This is a genomic window from Brotocaccenecus cirricatena, assembly GCF_020687045.1.
In the GTDB taxonomy this organism is placed as follows: Bacteria; Bacillota; Clostridia; order Oscillospirales; family Oscillospiraceae; genus Vescimonas; species Vescimonas cirricatena.
This window is the reverse complement of record NZ_JAJEPW010000039.1, coordinates 12,666-27,921: the sequence shown is the minus strand read 5'-3', so window position 1 is coordinate 27,921 and position 15,256 is coordinate 12,666. Positions and strand designations below refer to the sequence as shown.

Genomic DNA, 15,256 nt, shown 5'->3' with positions numbered 1-15,256 from the left:
GGGTATGTATCTTTGATTGCTTCCATATCCGGTATGACAATAGGCCAGTTCAGCGACAGAAATTCACACCATCGCGGGAAGCTCTCTACGGCAAGATACTGGAGCATGTCCTTCTGGTGCTCTACACCCTCTGCACACCATTCATAGGTAAGCAGACCAATTTTCAAATCCCAGTCCGCTTCCACAACGGAAGCTCTGGCCGCACCGTAAAACTCCGCTGCGCCTTGCAGCAGGCCGTTGATGATATCTTCTGAATCTTCTAAGCTGCGCAGCCGTTCTTCCAGAAGTCCAAGTGCTGTCTGGAAATCTTGGGACGCTGCGCGATTGTTGTTCTCTGTGCTGTTCATGGCTGCGCTCCTTTCTACAAATCAAAAAAACTGCCTGATTCTCCAATCAAGCAGCCTTCTTTCGCAGCATCTACCGCCGGTAGTGCTGCGCTATTATTTGTCCGTAAGGGTACGCCTCCATGCGTAGGGTCTATTCCGCTCTGCGATAACGCTGTCCAATTTCATGCACTGGCCTGATCTTGCACAGCAAACCGCCGGTAGCGCAGAGGCGCGCCGTCCAAGCAAATAATAAGGCTGACATGGCTGTGCGGATTTTATGATCTTTTGGCTGTATCGGTGACAGAATGGCGTGTGCCTATCGGAGCAGCCCCTTTACGATGGCATGAATATTCTGTAGCTGTTCAGGACTCAGTTTCTGCATATCCTGAAAAACGGCTCTGAGCTGTTCGGGATATTCATTCCCATCGTCAAAGAAGTCCCTTGCGGTTATATCAAGATAATCGCAGATGTAGAAGAAGCCACTTAACGACGGCATAGACTTCCCGGTCTCAATATTGTTGATATAACCCGGATTCTGACCCATTGAAAGGCTCATGTCACGAGCCGAAACGCCCTTTTGCGTTCTCAATTTGGCCAGTCTCAGGGAGAACTCCTTGTCTGTCATCACTTCACCTCCACATATTATATTTTAGCCCATACAGACGCTATTCTCGTTTGAATATAGCCCTTGTTTGTGCGAATGTATGGTTTTATAAATGCTATCATATGCGGAGATATTGGATTTATAATGTAATAGAAAAAGGACTCTCGATTGGGGCATATAGTCCGCAATGAGAGTCCTTCTGAAATATTCAACTGTATCAGTTGGTGTGAATAATGAAGCCGGAGAAACCTGAGTAAGTGGTTGGCCTAATGCTACTCATATTTGAATTGTCGTGTTGCTTTTCCGGCGCATACGGGACATCCACATTTCTGCTTTCCGGTTCGGGAGTAGATGGCCGTTTTCCAAACATGCCCTTCAGCGCATTTCCACCATACCCGCTTGTGACTTCCCGGCGTTACCATTTCTGGAGTCAGACCGCTGTTCAGCGTGCTATCCCATTGCGCGGCGATTTTCGGATGAAGCGTAGCAAGATCATTGAAACCGGCCAGAACGCGCCTGCCCATACAATATGGGCAGGCGGAGCGTTCCACGGCTCTGGATGCAATTACTGCCTGCCATTCATGTCCAAGCGCACATCGCCACCAGACCTTTTTGTTGCTGTAAGGCGTTACGTTATCCGGTCTCAAGCTGCCGTTGCGTTCAGCATCCCACTCCACAGCGAGATCAGGAAAGAGGGTGGACAGGTCATTCTCGCCAGACACGGCAGTTTTCCCGCTACAAATTGGACACCCAGCACCTCTGTTCCGGCTCAGGATACTCGCACGCCACGAATGTCCATTCTCACATTTCCACCAGACATATTTTCCGCTTCCGGCCAGTACTTCGGTGGGCTTCAATTCGCCGTTCTTTTCCATATCCCACTGTGCAGCCAACGCAGGATTTACCGTGGCAAGGTCGTTTCTGCCAACCCACAGAACACGCCCTGTGCAGTATGGGCATTTTGAACCGTCCGACCTGCTTCGCACCTGTGCCTGCCATGAATGTCCAGCGTCGCATCTCCACCACACCTTCTGATGACTGCCCTTATGTATGGTATCCGGCGTCAGCGGGGCATTTTTGTTCCAGTCCCACTCTTGCAGGAGATACATTCTGTCCTGTTGCTCACAGAGGTGTTTAAGAGAATATTCCGGTTTCATTCGAGTACCTCAAATTGCCTGCGTAGCTTCACTTGGCTCTGTTCTCATCTCCGGTTGAAGATTTACAGTCAGTTCGCCGTTTTCTGTCTTGCTGACGTGGAATTTTATGGGATTTCCTTTTGCCCATTGCGGGTCAGCAGCCGCCTTTTTAGACCATTTCTCATAGAAGCGCACCAACTCGTTGCCCAAAAGAGCATCGGCCTTCCGCCTGACCTCTGCGGCCTCGGCCAGTGTCTTATAGGTACCAAGGAAATACTGCTTCTTCTGAAATACCAGTTTGGCTACATACCGGCCCTGAATAAAGTAAACGCCGCGAACGCCGGTTGTGTTGTTTTTCGGAATCGTATTACTTTTCCATGCATCAATGCTGGTGCCATCCACATGAGTGAGAAAACCGGCTAACGCCTTATCGTGTTCCCGTTTCTTACAGCCGCAGCTCTGCTGTCCGCAATACATCAGGTTGTTGTAGGAAACATCGGTTTCATTGCCGCAGTCACAGTGGCAATGCCAGATTACGAAGCCCTTTGCATCGCGCTTTTTTGTGGAGTATTGCGCAGTCAACCGTCCAAAGCGTTGCCCGGTAATGTCAGAAGAAGCATAGTTTTTCACATTTTTGCAGCCGCAATTTGTTTTACGCCCGGATACCAGCTCGCTGGCCGTTGCTTCACAGGTGTAACCGCAGCTGCACAGACATGTCCAGTACGCTCCCATCCTGGTGCGCTTTCGGCTTTTGCCCACAACCCTCAATTCGCCAAAGGTCTTGCCAAGCAGGTCGTATGCCGTTGCCTGCTGCGCCCGTTCTCGCCGCAGGCAGCCGCAGCTGAGGGAACCTCCGCTTTTGAGGGAGCGCTCCAGCACATATCGTTCCGTGCCGCAGTCACAGCGGCAGAGATGTTTCTTTTCGCCTTGTGCCGTAGTGACAACCTTGTCCAGTAATGTCCAGCGCCCGAAGCGCTGACCTTTTTTCAGCCCATTTTCTTCTGATTTCATGTATTCATATTATCCTCGCCGGAGAATACGCCCTGCTTGAAAAGCTCATAGTAGCAGTTTTCACAGAGCTGCCCCTGTCCTTGAACGTAATATTTTCGCTTGGAGATCGGCGTGTTTTTCGGAACGTTGGTCAAACGCCAGCACAGGACGTAGCGCTCCATCTGCTTTCTTCGGGAGCCGCTTGCTTTCGTGCGCCAGTCGCTCTGTTTGCGCATGTTGATATTGTCTGCCATACTCGCCCTCACTTTTCCATCTGCGTTGGGGCTGGAGAAGGAGAGATTATCTTGATCCGGTTGCAGAACACGGTCACGCGCGTCCTGCCGCCCTTGGTGCAGGTATAGAGAACGAGATCATAGCCGCTGTTCTGTACGGCGTCCACCTCGCTGGGGTTCAGCGTCTCGATCTTTTCAATGGAGTAGGTATTGATTACGCCCTCCATATCCGTAAAGATCACGGCATTGCCCGTCTGCAAGTCCTTCAGCCGTCCAAAGTGGTTCTGGTAGTTATGGGCGGCAATGACCAGATCATCCGTCCGGGAGGAACCGAACTGGCGGCATGGAGCGATCTTCAAGCGGTTATAGTCCCATTCCGACATGACCGGCAGCTTCAATTCCAGCGCGGGTATTTCCACATACCCCACATACGCATAGCCGTCCAGCTCGACTACCGGCATTTCCGGGTCAAGGGGTGTGGCGGAGGACGTGGGCGTGGTTCCGGGTATTTCCGTCCCGGCCGGCGTTGGCTCGCGGGTCGCCTGTGCGTCGATCACCGCCTCGACGTTTGCCAGCAGGCTCTCGGCTTCCTGCCCGGCTTGTACGTCCTCCTGACGGTTATGGAAGAAAAGGAGCAGTGCCGAAAGGATCAGCACTGCTCCCACTGCTAACATGGCAATGCCCGTTTTCTTAGGCATTTTTCCGTTTCTTCTTACCCAGCACGACCGCCCCGCCGAGAATCAGGACAAGTCCCGCGCCGCCAAGCACCCAGATGGGCCAGTTGAGCTGACCGGTCTGAATCAGTGTGCGGCTGTTGGTAATGGTCACAACGCCGTTATTGACGCTGTAATATGGTGTGTAGCCCCTGGGGATATTCGTTTCAATGACCTGCCAGTTGCCGTATGCATTCAGGTCTTTCCATGAATAGCTCCAGTTGTTCCATGCGCCAAGGCGGACGGAATCATACGCCACATCGCCGTTGTAGAGCGTAACAGTTACGGAATCGGGACGTTCCTTGAGATTATCGTTGCTCCAGACCTTCCGCACCGTGATATCCAGAGGCTCGCTGGGTGTGGGAGGTGTGGGCGGCGTAGGAGGCGGAGTGGGTGTATCCTTAGTGTTGGTGATGATCGTGGTATTGCCCTCTGTCTTGTAGCTCACCGTGTATCCGCTTGGTACGCGGGCTTCCTCGACCGTCCAGACATGGCCCTCTACCAGCTTGTCAAAGGTGTATGTCCAGCCGTTTTTGGCATTCAGAACCTCGGATTTTTCCACCTTGCCGTCCCGGAGCAGGTTGACGGTCACGCTGTCATTGGGGTGATTGCTGTTGCCGTCCGACCAAATCTTACGGACGGTGAGCTGGCTTTCCTGATAGGCTTCCACATGGAAAATCCAGTCCACCTCACCCACGCGGTTGGCGTATTCGTTGCCAAGGTCAGCGGGAACGGCCAGCTCCACTTTCAGAGTGGCCGTTTCGCCGGTGCGGAAGGTGCCGAGTAGCTTATTGCTTTTCAGTCCATCCAGCTGGTCAGGAGAAGCGTCATAGATCAGCTCTGTGCCGTTCCAGACCTTCATGGAGAGCTTGGACAGAAAATCCGTCATGGTAGCAACGGTTTCGTCGCGCTGCCCCGGAATATTGGCCTGATCCTTGCCGTCCGTGTTTTCAAACGTCTCGCTGTAGGTAAGGGGATTATCCGTTTCGTCGTGCGCCTCGGCTCTCATGTAGAGATTCACGAAGTCGCAGTCGGTCGCAGAGTTGGTGAAGGTGATGGTCTCCGTTACGGTATCACCGGGCATAACGTTCTTAAAGTTGTTGAACAGATCGGTCTCCGTGTATTCGCTGCCAGGCTGGAAATCAAAACCCTTTGAGAAGCCTTCAAACGTAATGGAGGGAGACGCTGCAAAGGCCGTTAGCGACATGCTCATCACCACGAGCAGCATCAGCACAAGGGATGTGATTGCTTTGAATGACTTTTTCATGATTTCCACCCCCTTAGTTACCAGTCGGAACGACCAGATTGCCGTTTACGTCGATTGAGAAGTCTTCACCCCAAGCAGCCCTAACGGCAGCTCCCGGAACGCTCTGGATGGCCTCGGCCATCACGTCAACAGCCTGCTTGCCGCCATCCGTATCCATGTAGGAGCCGATCAGCGTCATGCTGTCTGTCAGGTTGGTTTCCGGCTTCTGATTCGGTGCGACGGGTTTTGTGTAGTAGTAATAATCGCCATACTTCACCCAGCCTGTGCCCAGCGTAAAGGTGGGGAGGGATGCGGTGCCGCCAATGTGCTGCCCCTGGTCGTTTGTGCGGTAAGTCACCAGCTTGACGCGGATAAAAGCATCGATTGTGCCGGTATTCTTCACGTTGACATTGGATTTCACGCCCGTGCTGCCGTTAAACGTTTCCATCACTTCGCAAGTCACCTTGGTGGGAAGGAATTTGTTCTGAATTGGCGCGTCTTTTGTGCTCAGCCATGCAAGCGTGCCGCCGATGGCCAGCGCCAGAAGGAGTACGGTCGCAATTACCATGGTCGTCAGGCGGCCAGTACGGAGCGCTTTCCCGTGTGCCGGAGCTGCTGCCTTGCGGTGCTTGCCTTCATATCTGCCTCTATACATCTTCATTCCCTCCTTCCTCAGTGATTCGTGCCGAAGATGTTCCGAACAACCTCACTGAAACCATTCAGCCACTGATTGTTGTTCTTCGTGTTGACGCAGGTAATGCTGCCGGTGGGATTCTGTGCTGTCAGCGCAGCGCTGCCGCCGTTATTGGCAGAATAGCGCCAGCTCCAGCCGGCGTTCTCACTGATGGTGTAAGTACCGATGGGCAATTCAACAAGCGTTTCCGTGCTGTTGCCCCATACAGTCACTTCGGAATACTTCACGCCGTCCTTGTAAACATCGAACACATAGGACTCATCGTCCGCGCCGCCCTGTTTGGTAATGCGCAGCGTGCAGGTCTTGATGTGGATCAGGAACGCGGGATTGCCGGAAGTGATTTCATTGTTCCACTTACAGCCATCCACGGTACAAGTCTCATGCAGGAAGGTTGTGTAGCTGGTTACATCATCGGTACCGATATTGACGGTTGCTTTGACGGGGAGATCCTGCTTGGTGTATTTACCGTTATCCAGCTTGGCTTCATCCGGCGTGTAGGTGATATCCAACGTCGGCTTTGTGCCGATCATTTGAACACCATCGTCCGTTGAATACTTGCCTCCGTTTTTCCACTTTTCAGAATTGGCAACATAATTGCTGCTGTAATCGTTGTTTGCGGGCACGGTCTCGCCGTAGTAGGCGGTGGAATCCTTGAATGTCAGCTCCGGTTTGAAGACGTTGATGTTGGCAGCAGGGGTGTTTTCACCGGATTTTTCCGTTGCCGGTGTGCCCGCGCTGCCCGTTGAACCGGTAGTTTTGGGCGTTACGGTGACTTTGATGGTATAGGTCGTGTCTTCGGTCAGATTATCAAGCTTGTCAGAAATGACATTGCCGTCTTTGTCCTTGACCGCAACGGTGATATCGACGTACTCGGCCTGCCAGGGATCAAGGCCGTAAGGTTTATCGGTGTCGGCTGCCTTGCTGAGATCAAGCTTTACATCGCCAACGCTGATTTCAGAGCCATCCTTGAGCTGATCGGCGGTGACTTCGCCCTTGAGGTAGACATTTTTGTCCTTGGCCGTGACGGTCACGTCCTTGATGGGGACGTTGACAGTGGGTCTATCAAAGGTCAGGAGCGGATTTTCAGCAGAACCATTCTCATAGATACCGGCACTGGTGTTGGTGTACACTTCGTTGCCTCCCAGGAAGCCCGCCTTGGGCTGTACCTTGAAGCTGATGACCAGCTTGTGGCCGCGATAGGTGACGCTGTCGCCCTCGGTGACGGTACCGACGTAGTTCTCAGAGAAGTTAAAGCCGGTGACGTTCACCTGATCGCCGCTGATAGATGCCGTCGCGCCCATTGTGCTGTTGTTATTGCTCCAGGTGTAGTCGTCGTTAGCGTTCTTTCCGGTGCAGGCATAGGTCTCCACTGTGATATTCGCCGCCGTCGTTCCAGCCGGGAGCGTGAACTGCGGGGAGATGATGTCCTTCACAACAGCATCGGAGGTCAGAGTGGAAGTCGTACCGCCGGTTTCGATCTGGTCGGAAATCTGCTGGAAGATGCTGTTCAGCGTTCCAGCATCCGCAGCGGAAAGATAATAACTGGGAGACTGCGGATACTGCGTGTTGGAAGACACACGCTGCATGAACCAGTTGGCTTTCTCCGTTTCGTTTCCGTTCTGATTGCCTGCGCTGGTCGCGTCCGCGCCGGGGAATATGCCAATGCTGTATACTGTTGCTCCATAGGTGTTTTTTGCAGTCCCAGCCTGAGTAATCGCACTGTTCGCCGTATTTGAATCATAACCTTTCCAACCAGGAACACCATCCGAAAAAACGATTACGACACGATTCCGCTTTTCTCCCTCTGCTATGGGATTTGCACCGAAAATCCCGTTACCCATCTCCAGTCCAAGATTTGTAAGCGTTCCGCCTTCCGCAGAAAGAGCTCCGACGGAAGCACTGACATTGCCAACTCCCGTGGAGGTGTTCATATCCTGAAAGGCGTTCCCATATTGCCCTTGTGCGGCACTTCCGTATTTATATTGATTGCTGCCTACAAAAACCTCTGTATTGCCGTAATTATAATTGGTGCCGTTATAGTATTGTCCACTCGCAAAGCCAACCACGGCAATACGGTGATTGACATTATCGGCAGGGGTACTGATGTCGCCATCTGCACCTGCCGCCTTTGCCGCGACGGCATTGGCGAATGTAGTTGCTGCATTCTTTAGAGCATTCAGCCTCGTGCCGCCAGCACTACTGCTATAATCCCTGCGATAAAACTGCGTGTCAGGACTGCTCCCATCCCCCAACGACTCTTCTATAACCGTTGTGACTCCATTCAGAGTATAGGAATAGGTGTACTTCTTTACGGACTGATAGAGAGGAGCATATTGCCCAAAGTTTGGAATGCTACTGTCTCCGGTCGTATAGAGGATTTGCTGACCATCCATCGTATACCAGTATTCATCAGCGGAAAAGACATGTTCTTCTCTCCTCACTGCGACGGACTTATACTCTCCTGAAACCAGACAGTACAGGCTGTTTTGATTATCATAGTATTTCCTGTTGCTCCAGCCGGAAATAGCGGTATATACCATCTTCTGTTCTACGGAAACGGCAATATACTCGTTATTATTCAGCTTGTGCCACAGGTTCTCGCTGCCACCATTGTGCCTGAGCGGATAATACTCGTCATTATGATAGTTGCGACTGTTATATCCCCCGGTTCGGTATGCCGTGTATGTATAGCCACCTATCGGATCGTTCATCGAGCCAGACTGGTCGATAACAAGAACAATATCAGTGGGGATATCCGTTTTCTGCTCCGTAATGACCTTAGAGCCGGTGGCGAAGGCTTCCAGCGTGATGGTATAGGAACCGTCAGCGTTGGCTGTCGCCGTCTTGCTGATCTTCATGCCACTGTCGGGCTCATTGTCCGCATAGGCTCTCGTGCCGGGCACGATCAGCGCGCAGAAAAGAGACAGGCACAAAAGCAGCGATAGAATCTTCGTCTTTTTCATTCTCTGCCTCCTTAATTGCCGCCGGTGACGGGTTCGCCAAAGGGCGCAACATTGGTATAGTTCACCGTAGGACGGTAAATCTCACTCTCCACGGGAGGTTCGGATTCTTCAATAACGATGGCGGGCAAGGGCGCGGGCATCAGCGAGTCCATGTACGCCTCCACCTGTGCGACCTTCTCCTCCGACAAAGACTTCAGTACATCCTCCGGGGTTGCCTTGATAATAGCCTCGATCTCCTCCAGCGTCTGGCAGGCCATAAGCCGGTCAAACAGATGGCAGGGACATTTGCAATCCTCGCCGATGCAGCCCTCTGTGCAGGTATCGATATGCTTGGAAGCATTAGATACGGGCTTCACATACAGCGGGCAGCCCTCCTTATGCGTCTCGCCCTCGGCTGCGCCGCAGGTGCATTCCTTGGGAGCCTCAGTCTCGGCAGGCTTCTCCGTTTCCGCAGGCTTTTCCGTCTCGGAAGGCTTCTCGGTTTCGGAGGGCAGGGGGGTCTCCGTCGGCTTGGGTTCCTCTGTGGGTGTTGGCGTTTCCGTTACCTCCGGCGTGGGAGTCTGGGTTTCTTCCGTGACCGTAATCTCGCCGTTTGTAGCGGCCTGATCGGTAGAAAGCGCCAGCGTGCCGGGAAGCACTACTCCGATAACCAACACAAGGCTGACAATCAGTGCGAATCCTTTTTTGTTCTTCATAGCGCTGCCTCCTTACGAATTGGGCCAACCCTTGGCGTCCATAACGGTATCGCCGTTGTTGGCGGTCTGCACGGCCTGGGCGGAAACATCCACCGTTGCCGTGGCGTTCTGGTACTCGTTGCCCATGTCGGGCTTAAATGTTACAGCGGTGAAGATGGGCGCGGTGATTTCTCCGGGCTTCAGGGGCTTGGAATAATAATAGTAGCCGTCCTTTTCCGTCCAGTCGGCGGTGTTGAGCGTCAGCTCCACCAGACCGGTATCCGGCGTACCCTCGCCCTGAAGCTTGATATTCTTCTCCACTTTTACCCGTACCCATGCGTCGGACGCTCCGGTGTTTTTCACCTCCGCAATCTTGGTGACGGTGGTGTTGGGCATCACTCCGCTCAGATTTTCAAAGGGCTTGGTTTTTTCGTCATCCGCCCATTCCTGCACTGCGATCTCCACGCCGCCGGTGGTGATGACATTGTGCGCCTTACCTTCTGCGGTAAAGAACGCAATGGTTCCGGCGGCGAACGTGGCAATGCAGATGGCCAGCACCGACAGAATCAAAATTTTTCGCTTCATAGTCCTTACTCCTCTCAAGCTGTATTTGCAAACCTCCGCTCCGGAATTTGATAACGAAGTTGCATGGTCTTGTCAGACCATATGAGAACATCCGGTCTTGCCGGGTGCTCTCATATGGCCTGTACCCCGAAGGGTACAGACCACATAGGTGGAGGGGAATAGCACAGCCAATTGCAAAGCTGTGCTAAAGTGAATTACGCATCAAATGCGGCAAAAGCTGCTTCCCAAGTATCAAAGCCATCAGCCTGAATCGCTTCTGCCTTAACGGTAATAGTTCCGAAGGTCTGACCATTCTCAATGGCAGCGGGAATCTTCACCTGATTGAACATCGCAGTAGTATCAGCACCGGAAGCCAGAGTTCCGTCATACTTCAGAATGAATTTAGCACTGAAATTGCCCATCTCGAAAGGAGTGCCAGTCGTAACGCCCACAATGCTCCAGCCTTCACCAAGCGCATCAACGAGAAGCATCAGAGACTGTTCATAACCCTGATTGGGATAGGCAATACCGAAATTGGGGAAATACGCAGCGCACATATTCATCCAGTTTTCAACGTTAACAGTCGCACGAATATAGGCGGCGTTCTGGCCAACGTTATGGACAATCGGGTCTTTGGTCACGACAGCACCGGGATAAACGTTATATTCGTTGCTGGCAACACGATCGCCCTCGGGATCATTGACGTTGGTTTCATCAAGCTTAATCTTGACATCGCCCATCGTGAATGTATTTGTGGCAGTCTTGGTGTCGGTGAAGTAGGCCAGAGATGCGCCTACGATGGCGATTGCGACCAGTGCGACGCACAGGAAAATCGCGGTCAGTTTCTTCTTCATGTACTCAGTCTCCTTAAATAAGTATTTGGTATCTTGTCTGCGCCCGCGCGCAGAGGGTTACTTGTTTGCGATGTTGTTCCAAGCCTCAGAAGCGCTAAAGGTCTCAGTAGCGTTCTTATGGAGCTGAGAGGCGTAGGCCGTGATCGTCAGGGTGGGCTTTACAGCGCCTTCTGCATCCAGAGCGTTCATCTGCTCCTTGGTAACAGAACCCTTAACAGTGACCTGATCGTCCTTCAGAACGCTGTAAGGTGTGCCGATCTGATTGGTGGTGCCATCAACAACACGGTAGTAGACCGTATCGACACCATCGAGCTTCGTCCAGCCGTCAGCGATAACATACTCAAGGTAGGTATCGAAGCTTGCGGACTTATCCAGCTTCACAAACAGGTAGCACTCTTCGGAGCCAGCCAGAACAGTCGCCTTGGGGTTCTTGCTGATGGTGTAGCCCGGAATCATTTTGTACTCCGTGCCGGTGGTCTCTTTCAGCTCAACCTTGATGTCGCTGGTGGTAAAGGTATTCGTTACCACATCAGACTTCGCGGTCAGCCATGCCAACGTACCTGCTACAACGCCAACGACCAGTAGAGTCAGCGCCAGAAACAATGCCAAACCTTTCTTCTTCATGTCGTTTTCCTCCTTTCCTCGGGTATTTGCGATGAGGATTTATTTCAACAGATGTCGAAATCGGTGTTTCTCGCATCTGTTGGAATCATAAGAGATTAGTTGAAAGCAGCCCAGGCAGCTTCTGCGTTAGCAAAGCCGTCAGCCTGAATGGCGTAAGCATTGACGGTGATGGTCATGCCCTCGATGGTTGCAAGCTGCTCATTCGTGATAGTGCCTGGAACGGTGATGGAATCAAACAGAGCGTCCAGAGCGACATCAGCAGTGGGAGCGCCAACAGTCTCTTTGTACCAGAACTCATAGGTGCGGGTGTCTGCGGTCGCATCCTTGGTGTTGCCCTTGTAGACCCAGTTCGCAGCATCATAGCCGTTGAAGATGCTGGTCAGATCTGCGCCGGTGGGAGCAAAGATAGCATCCAGAGCACTGGCCTTGGAGAAGGTGACAGTCATCTTGATGTAGCTGGCTTCACTGCCGTTCAGAACGGTGACCATGGGGTCTTTGTTGTAGGTGTGACCCGGCAGCAGCTTGTAGCTGTTGGCCTTGACACGATCAGCGCCGTCAACCAGAGAGCCGTCAGTATTCGCCTTGGCCTCGTCCAGCTTGATTGCTACGGAGCCGACGCTGAATGTGTTGACGACTTCATCGTTGGAAGTCAGGAACGCCATTGTTCCCAGCACCGAGGCGGTAACAAGCAACACCGCACAGAGGGTCAGGAGCAGAGCCTTGCTTCTTGTTTTCATCACGAAAACCTCCTAAAAAATTGTTATATAGGGAGCCTTGCGGCATTGCCCTTGAATCAATGAAGCGCTTACTGCGCATCCCGTTCCGCTTCCCGTTTTATCAGCTCCTGCCGGAGCGCATCAGCGGCAGCTTTGTCAAAGCGGCCTGCCTCGACGACCTGCTGAATGGCTTCCACCTCGTCGTCTGTGAGCAGGTTATCGGTTTTCCGACGAATCTCGTCGGTCAGGCTTTCACCGGCAGGTTCTTCCGGGGCGGCATCGACCGCAGCGGCCTTGTGCGCCGCGGCATGAGCGCCTTTCTTGCGCCGGGAAGACTTTTTCTTTTTGTTCTCGTCCTTGTCTTTGTCGTCTGCAAAAATGTCGGGAATGAACACAAGCAGCAGCAGGACAGCGCCCGCCGATATGGCAATGTACATTCCGGGCGGGTGCTGGATATAATCCGCAACATAGCCGAGATACGGAATAGAGAAGATCGGCGTGCCAATTACATTTTTATAATGTACGAGAGAACCGTCCTCGGCCTCGTTGGCATCGCCCTTTGTGCGGAAACGGATCACGGTGGGGTCTTCCTCGTCCGGGACAATACCCACGACACGGTGCGTGGCCACAGTATTCTCGTCCAGCATGAACGTGATGGGCTGCCCCTCTGTTATGGTGTAGGGGTCTACCTTTTTTACATAGATCAGCGAACCGGTGTGATAGGTCGGCTCCATAGAGCCGGACAGCACGGTGAATACCTGCAATCCCACGACCCTTGCGCCAACCAGCAGGAGCGCCAGAAACACCACCAGCGCGACCAGGATGCTGCTGATCACATTCCAGATTTTCTTAAGAGATTTGTCCATAAAGCTTCTTACTTATCCTCTTCCTCTAAAACTTCAGCCCTGACGTTTGGCACAACAAAGCTATAAATCTGTTCAAATGCCCATTGGGTCGTTTCCTCGCTGTTTTCCAGCTCGCCGTTCATAACTCTGGAGGCAAAGAACAGCATTGTGGAGAAGATCTGATGAATGAGCATGTCCATGTATGTGCCGGGCTTGAAAGACTTGCTTGCTTTTTCAATCAGCGGCTGGAAACACGCAAGATGTGTTTCGTATGCATGAGCGCGGCAGCTTGCGGAATAATAGTACCGAATGTAGAAGATACAATCGGCTGGCTTACTCAAGATAAGGTCCCAGCTCTTTTTCCAGAGGATATACGCCCGCTCTTTCCATGAGAGCCCCGGCATATGCATGATAGGAAGCGTCTTTTGCAGAAGGTTGGCAAAGTTCACATCCTCCATGTGAAGTGCTGCGCTGAGCAGGTCATCTTTGCCGGAAAAACACTTATAAATATATGCCTCGTTCAGCTTCGCTTCGGATGCAATGGCTTTGGTGGTGGTTTTCTCCATGCCATCCCGCGCTACGACGCGAACTGCGCTGTCGATGAAGACCTGCCGCATCTCTTGTACTTCCAACTGCACACCACTTTCTGGAAAATAAGCGGGTACTTATCCTGCCTGGGAAAAGAAAGCAGAGCATCGGCACGCGCCGATTGATCTGCTGGTTTTGGCGAAAAATCATCGTGGAGTTCATCACTCGACGGACAGACGGACATTCAATCCACGATCAGAATCTTCACGTCAAACCTCCTTCATATCAAAAAAGCCTTGGGACTCGGTGCTTCGTGGAGTTCATCACTCCATCAAATCACTCCATCCAAGGCGGCAAAACACTGGAATACCTGTGCTTTTTTTCGGGCGCATGACACAAAAGCTTGACTGCGCATTTCAGAACCCTACGGCGTTCAATTTCTTCATATTGTCCCGCTTCAAAATCAGAGAAGAGTGGACATACCGATCAAGCGTGATAGTCGTTGTCGCGTGTCCCAGCACCTCCGAAAGCGACTTGATCTCAAATCCAACCTCGACAGCACGCGTCGCAAACGTGTGACGAAGCGTGTGAAAATGAACGCCCTCCAGGCCACATTCGCGGGTATATTTCTCCATTCTGTACTGCAAAGCACGCGGCTCCATATAATTTTCCGTGCCGGTTAAAACGTAAGCGGCTGAACTGTGGGGATTCATCTTCCCGCAAAGCTCAGCCGTGTAGTCTGTTATGGGAATCGTCCTGATGGAAGTATCGCTTTTGGGTGTACCGATCACGATCCTTGTCCGTGTGCTGCCGGCGGCGCTGGTATCGCGCAGCCGTTGAAGCGTGGCGTCGATACGGATCGTCTGTTCTTTTAAGGATATATTGCCCCATTGCAGCGCACAAAGCTCTCCGATCCGAACGCCTGTGAACAGCGTCAGCAGCACGCCAAACTTGCAGGTGTCCATATCATCCAGAAGATAAGAAACGAAACGCGTCTGCTCTTCGCGGGACAGCACTCGCATTTCCTTTTTCCCCGGCTTGGGGTAATTGATCTCGATAGCCGGGAATCCTCCGGTGAAAAATGTTGCTGTGTATTTCAGGATACTGTGCAGAACGACAAGCACATCATGCACGGTCTTCGGAGCCAGCTCATCCTCGAAAAGCAGCTCCTCTGTGAAGTCGTCGATCAGGCCGGTCGTCATGCCCATGGGGAAGCAGCCGCCGAGCTTCGGCTTGATGTGCTTCCGCAGAGCGGTATCATATTTAATATAGGTAGACTCCTTCACTTTGGGCTTTCGCATACGCAGCCATTCGTCACAGTAGAACGAAAAGCGATGCCGGGAGTTCGTGCTGGGAATTGGCTTCCCATTGACCAGCGCCGCTTTGCACTTGGTCACTTTTTCCTTGGCCTCCCGATAAGTCTTGCCATAGCAGAAGCCGTACTTGATTTTGCCGGAAAGCTCGTATCCTTTGATATAGCGTGCTTCCCATCTGCCGTCCTTGCGTTTGAAAATGTTTTCGCCTTTTGCCATCTTGAGAACCTCCT

16 protein-coding genes and 1 pseudogene are annotated in these 15,256 nt (G+C 52.4%); all 17 read right to left on the bottom strand.

Translation table 11 applies throughout. The features are described 5' to 3' along the window. Nucleotides 1–347 (bottom strand): annotated as a pseudogene (locus LKD37_RS12020) (hypothetical protein); the annotation flags it as partial. Between the two features lie 295 nt (nucleotides 348–642). After that, on the bottom strand, nucleotides 643–951 hold the full coding sequence (locus LKD37_RS12015) for a helix-turn-helix domain-containing protein (RefSeq protein ID WP_302929436.1): 309 nt from the start codon (nucleotides 949–951) through the stop codon (nucleotides 643–645). Between the two features lie 251 nt (nucleotides 952–1,202). Further along, nucleotides 1,203–2,087, bottom strand: a complete 885-nt coding sequence (locus LKD37_RS12010) for a zinc-ribbon domain-containing protein (RefSeq protein ID WP_302929435.1) — start codon at nucleotides 2,085–2,087, stop codon at nucleotides 1,203–1,205. A 9-nt stretch (nucleotides 2,088–2,096) separates the two neighbouring features. Further along, nucleotides 2,097–3,077, bottom strand: coding sequence for a transcriptional regulator (locus LKD37_RS12005; RefSeq protein ID WP_302929434.1), 981 nt, complete (start codon nucleotides 3,075–3,077; stop codon nucleotides 2,097–2,099). Next, complete coding sequence (locus tag LKD37_RS12000; RefSeq protein ID WP_302929433.1) at nucleotides 3,074–3,310, bottom strand: hypothetical protein; 237 nt, start codon at nucleotides 3,308–3,310, stop codon at nucleotides 3,074–3,076. The genes LKD37_RS12005 and LKD37_RS12000 overlap by 4 nt, the downstream gene beginning before the upstream one ends. Nucleotides 3,311–3,318: 8 nt before the next feature. Beyond that, nucleotides 3,319–3,987, bottom strand: a complete 669-nt coding sequence (locus LKD37_RS11995) for a sortase (RefSeq protein WP_302929432.1) — start codon at nucleotides 3,985–3,987, stop codon at nucleotides 3,319–3,321. After that, nucleotides 3,980–5,269: a Cna B-type domain-containing protein gene (locus LKD37_RS11990; protein ID WP_302929431.1), complete on the bottom strand. Its 1,290-nt coding sequence runs from the start codon at nucleotides 5,267–5,269 to the stop codon at nucleotides 3,980–3,982. The genes LKD37_RS11995 and LKD37_RS11990 overlap by 8 nt, the downstream gene beginning before the upstream one ends. Before the next feature lie 13 nt (nucleotides 5,270–5,282). Continuing rightward, nucleotides 5,283–5,903 carry a hypothetical protein gene (locus LKD37_RS11985; protein WP_302929430.1) on the bottom strand — a complete coding sequence of 207 codons (621 nt, stop codon included), beginning with the start codon at nucleotides 5,901–5,903 and terminating at the stop codon, nucleotides 5,283–5,285. A gap of 17 nt (nucleotides 5,904–5,920) precedes the next feature. Then, complete coding sequence (locus LKD37_RS11980; protein WP_302929429.1) at nucleotides 5,921–8,905, bottom strand: vWA domain-containing protein; 2,985 nt, start codon at nucleotides 8,903–8,905, stop codon at nucleotides 5,921–5,923. 11 nt (nucleotides 8,906–8,916) lie between these two features. Then, nucleotides 8,917–9,600 carry a hypothetical protein gene (locus LKD37_RS11975; RefSeq protein WP_302929428.1) on the bottom strand — a complete coding sequence of 228 codons (684 nt, stop codon included), beginning with the start codon at nucleotides 9,598–9,600 and terminating at the stop codon, nucleotides 8,917–8,919. 12 nt (nucleotides 9,601–9,612) lie between these two features. Next, a complete protein-coding gene (locus LKD37_RS11970) occupies nucleotides 9,613–10,164 on the bottom strand; it encodes a hypothetical protein (protein WP_302929427.1) in 552 nt (183 codons plus the stop codon). Nucleotides 10,165–10,358: 194 nt separating this feature from the next. Next, a complete protein-coding gene (locus LKD37_RS11965) occupies nucleotides 10,359–10,997 on the bottom strand; it encodes a TasA family protein (RefSeq protein ID WP_302929426.1) in 639 nt (212 codons plus the stop codon). Between the two features lie 57 nt (nucleotides 10,998–11,054). Beyond that, complete coding sequence (locus LKD37_RS11960; RefSeq protein WP_302929425.1) at nucleotides 11,055–11,621, bottom strand: hypothetical protein; 567 nt, start codon at nucleotides 11,619–11,621, stop codon at nucleotides 11,055–11,057. Nucleotides 11,622–11,716: 95 nt separating this feature from the next. Further along, nucleotides 11,717–12,358 (bottom strand): hypothetical protein, encoded by a 642-nt coding sequence (locus LKD37_RS11955; RefSeq protein ID WP_302929424.1) that lies wholly within the window; start codon nucleotides 12,356–12,358, stop codon nucleotides 11,717–11,719. A 68-nt stretch (nucleotides 12,359–12,426) separates the two neighbouring features. Next, entirely contained in the window at nucleotides 12,427–13,203 is a 777-nt protein-coding gene (locus LKD37_RS11950) for a signal peptidase I (protein ID WP_302929423.1), read from the bottom strand. A gap of 8 nt (nucleotides 13,204–13,211) precedes the next feature. Further along, on the bottom strand, nucleotides 13,212–13,820 hold the full coding sequence (locus LKD37_RS11945) for a TetR/AcrR family transcriptional regulator (protein WP_302929422.1): 609 nt from the start codon (nucleotides 13,818–13,820) through the stop codon (nucleotides 13,212–13,214). Between the two features lie 306 nt (nucleotides 13,821–14,126). Then, on the bottom strand, nucleotides 14,127–15,242 hold the full coding sequence (locus tag LKD37_RS11940; RefSeq protein WP_302929421.1) for a tyrosine-type recombinase/integrase: 1,116 nt from the start codon (nucleotides 15,240–15,242) through the stop codon (nucleotides 14,127–14,129). Between the last annotated feature and the right edge of the window lie 14 nt (nucleotides 15,243–15,256).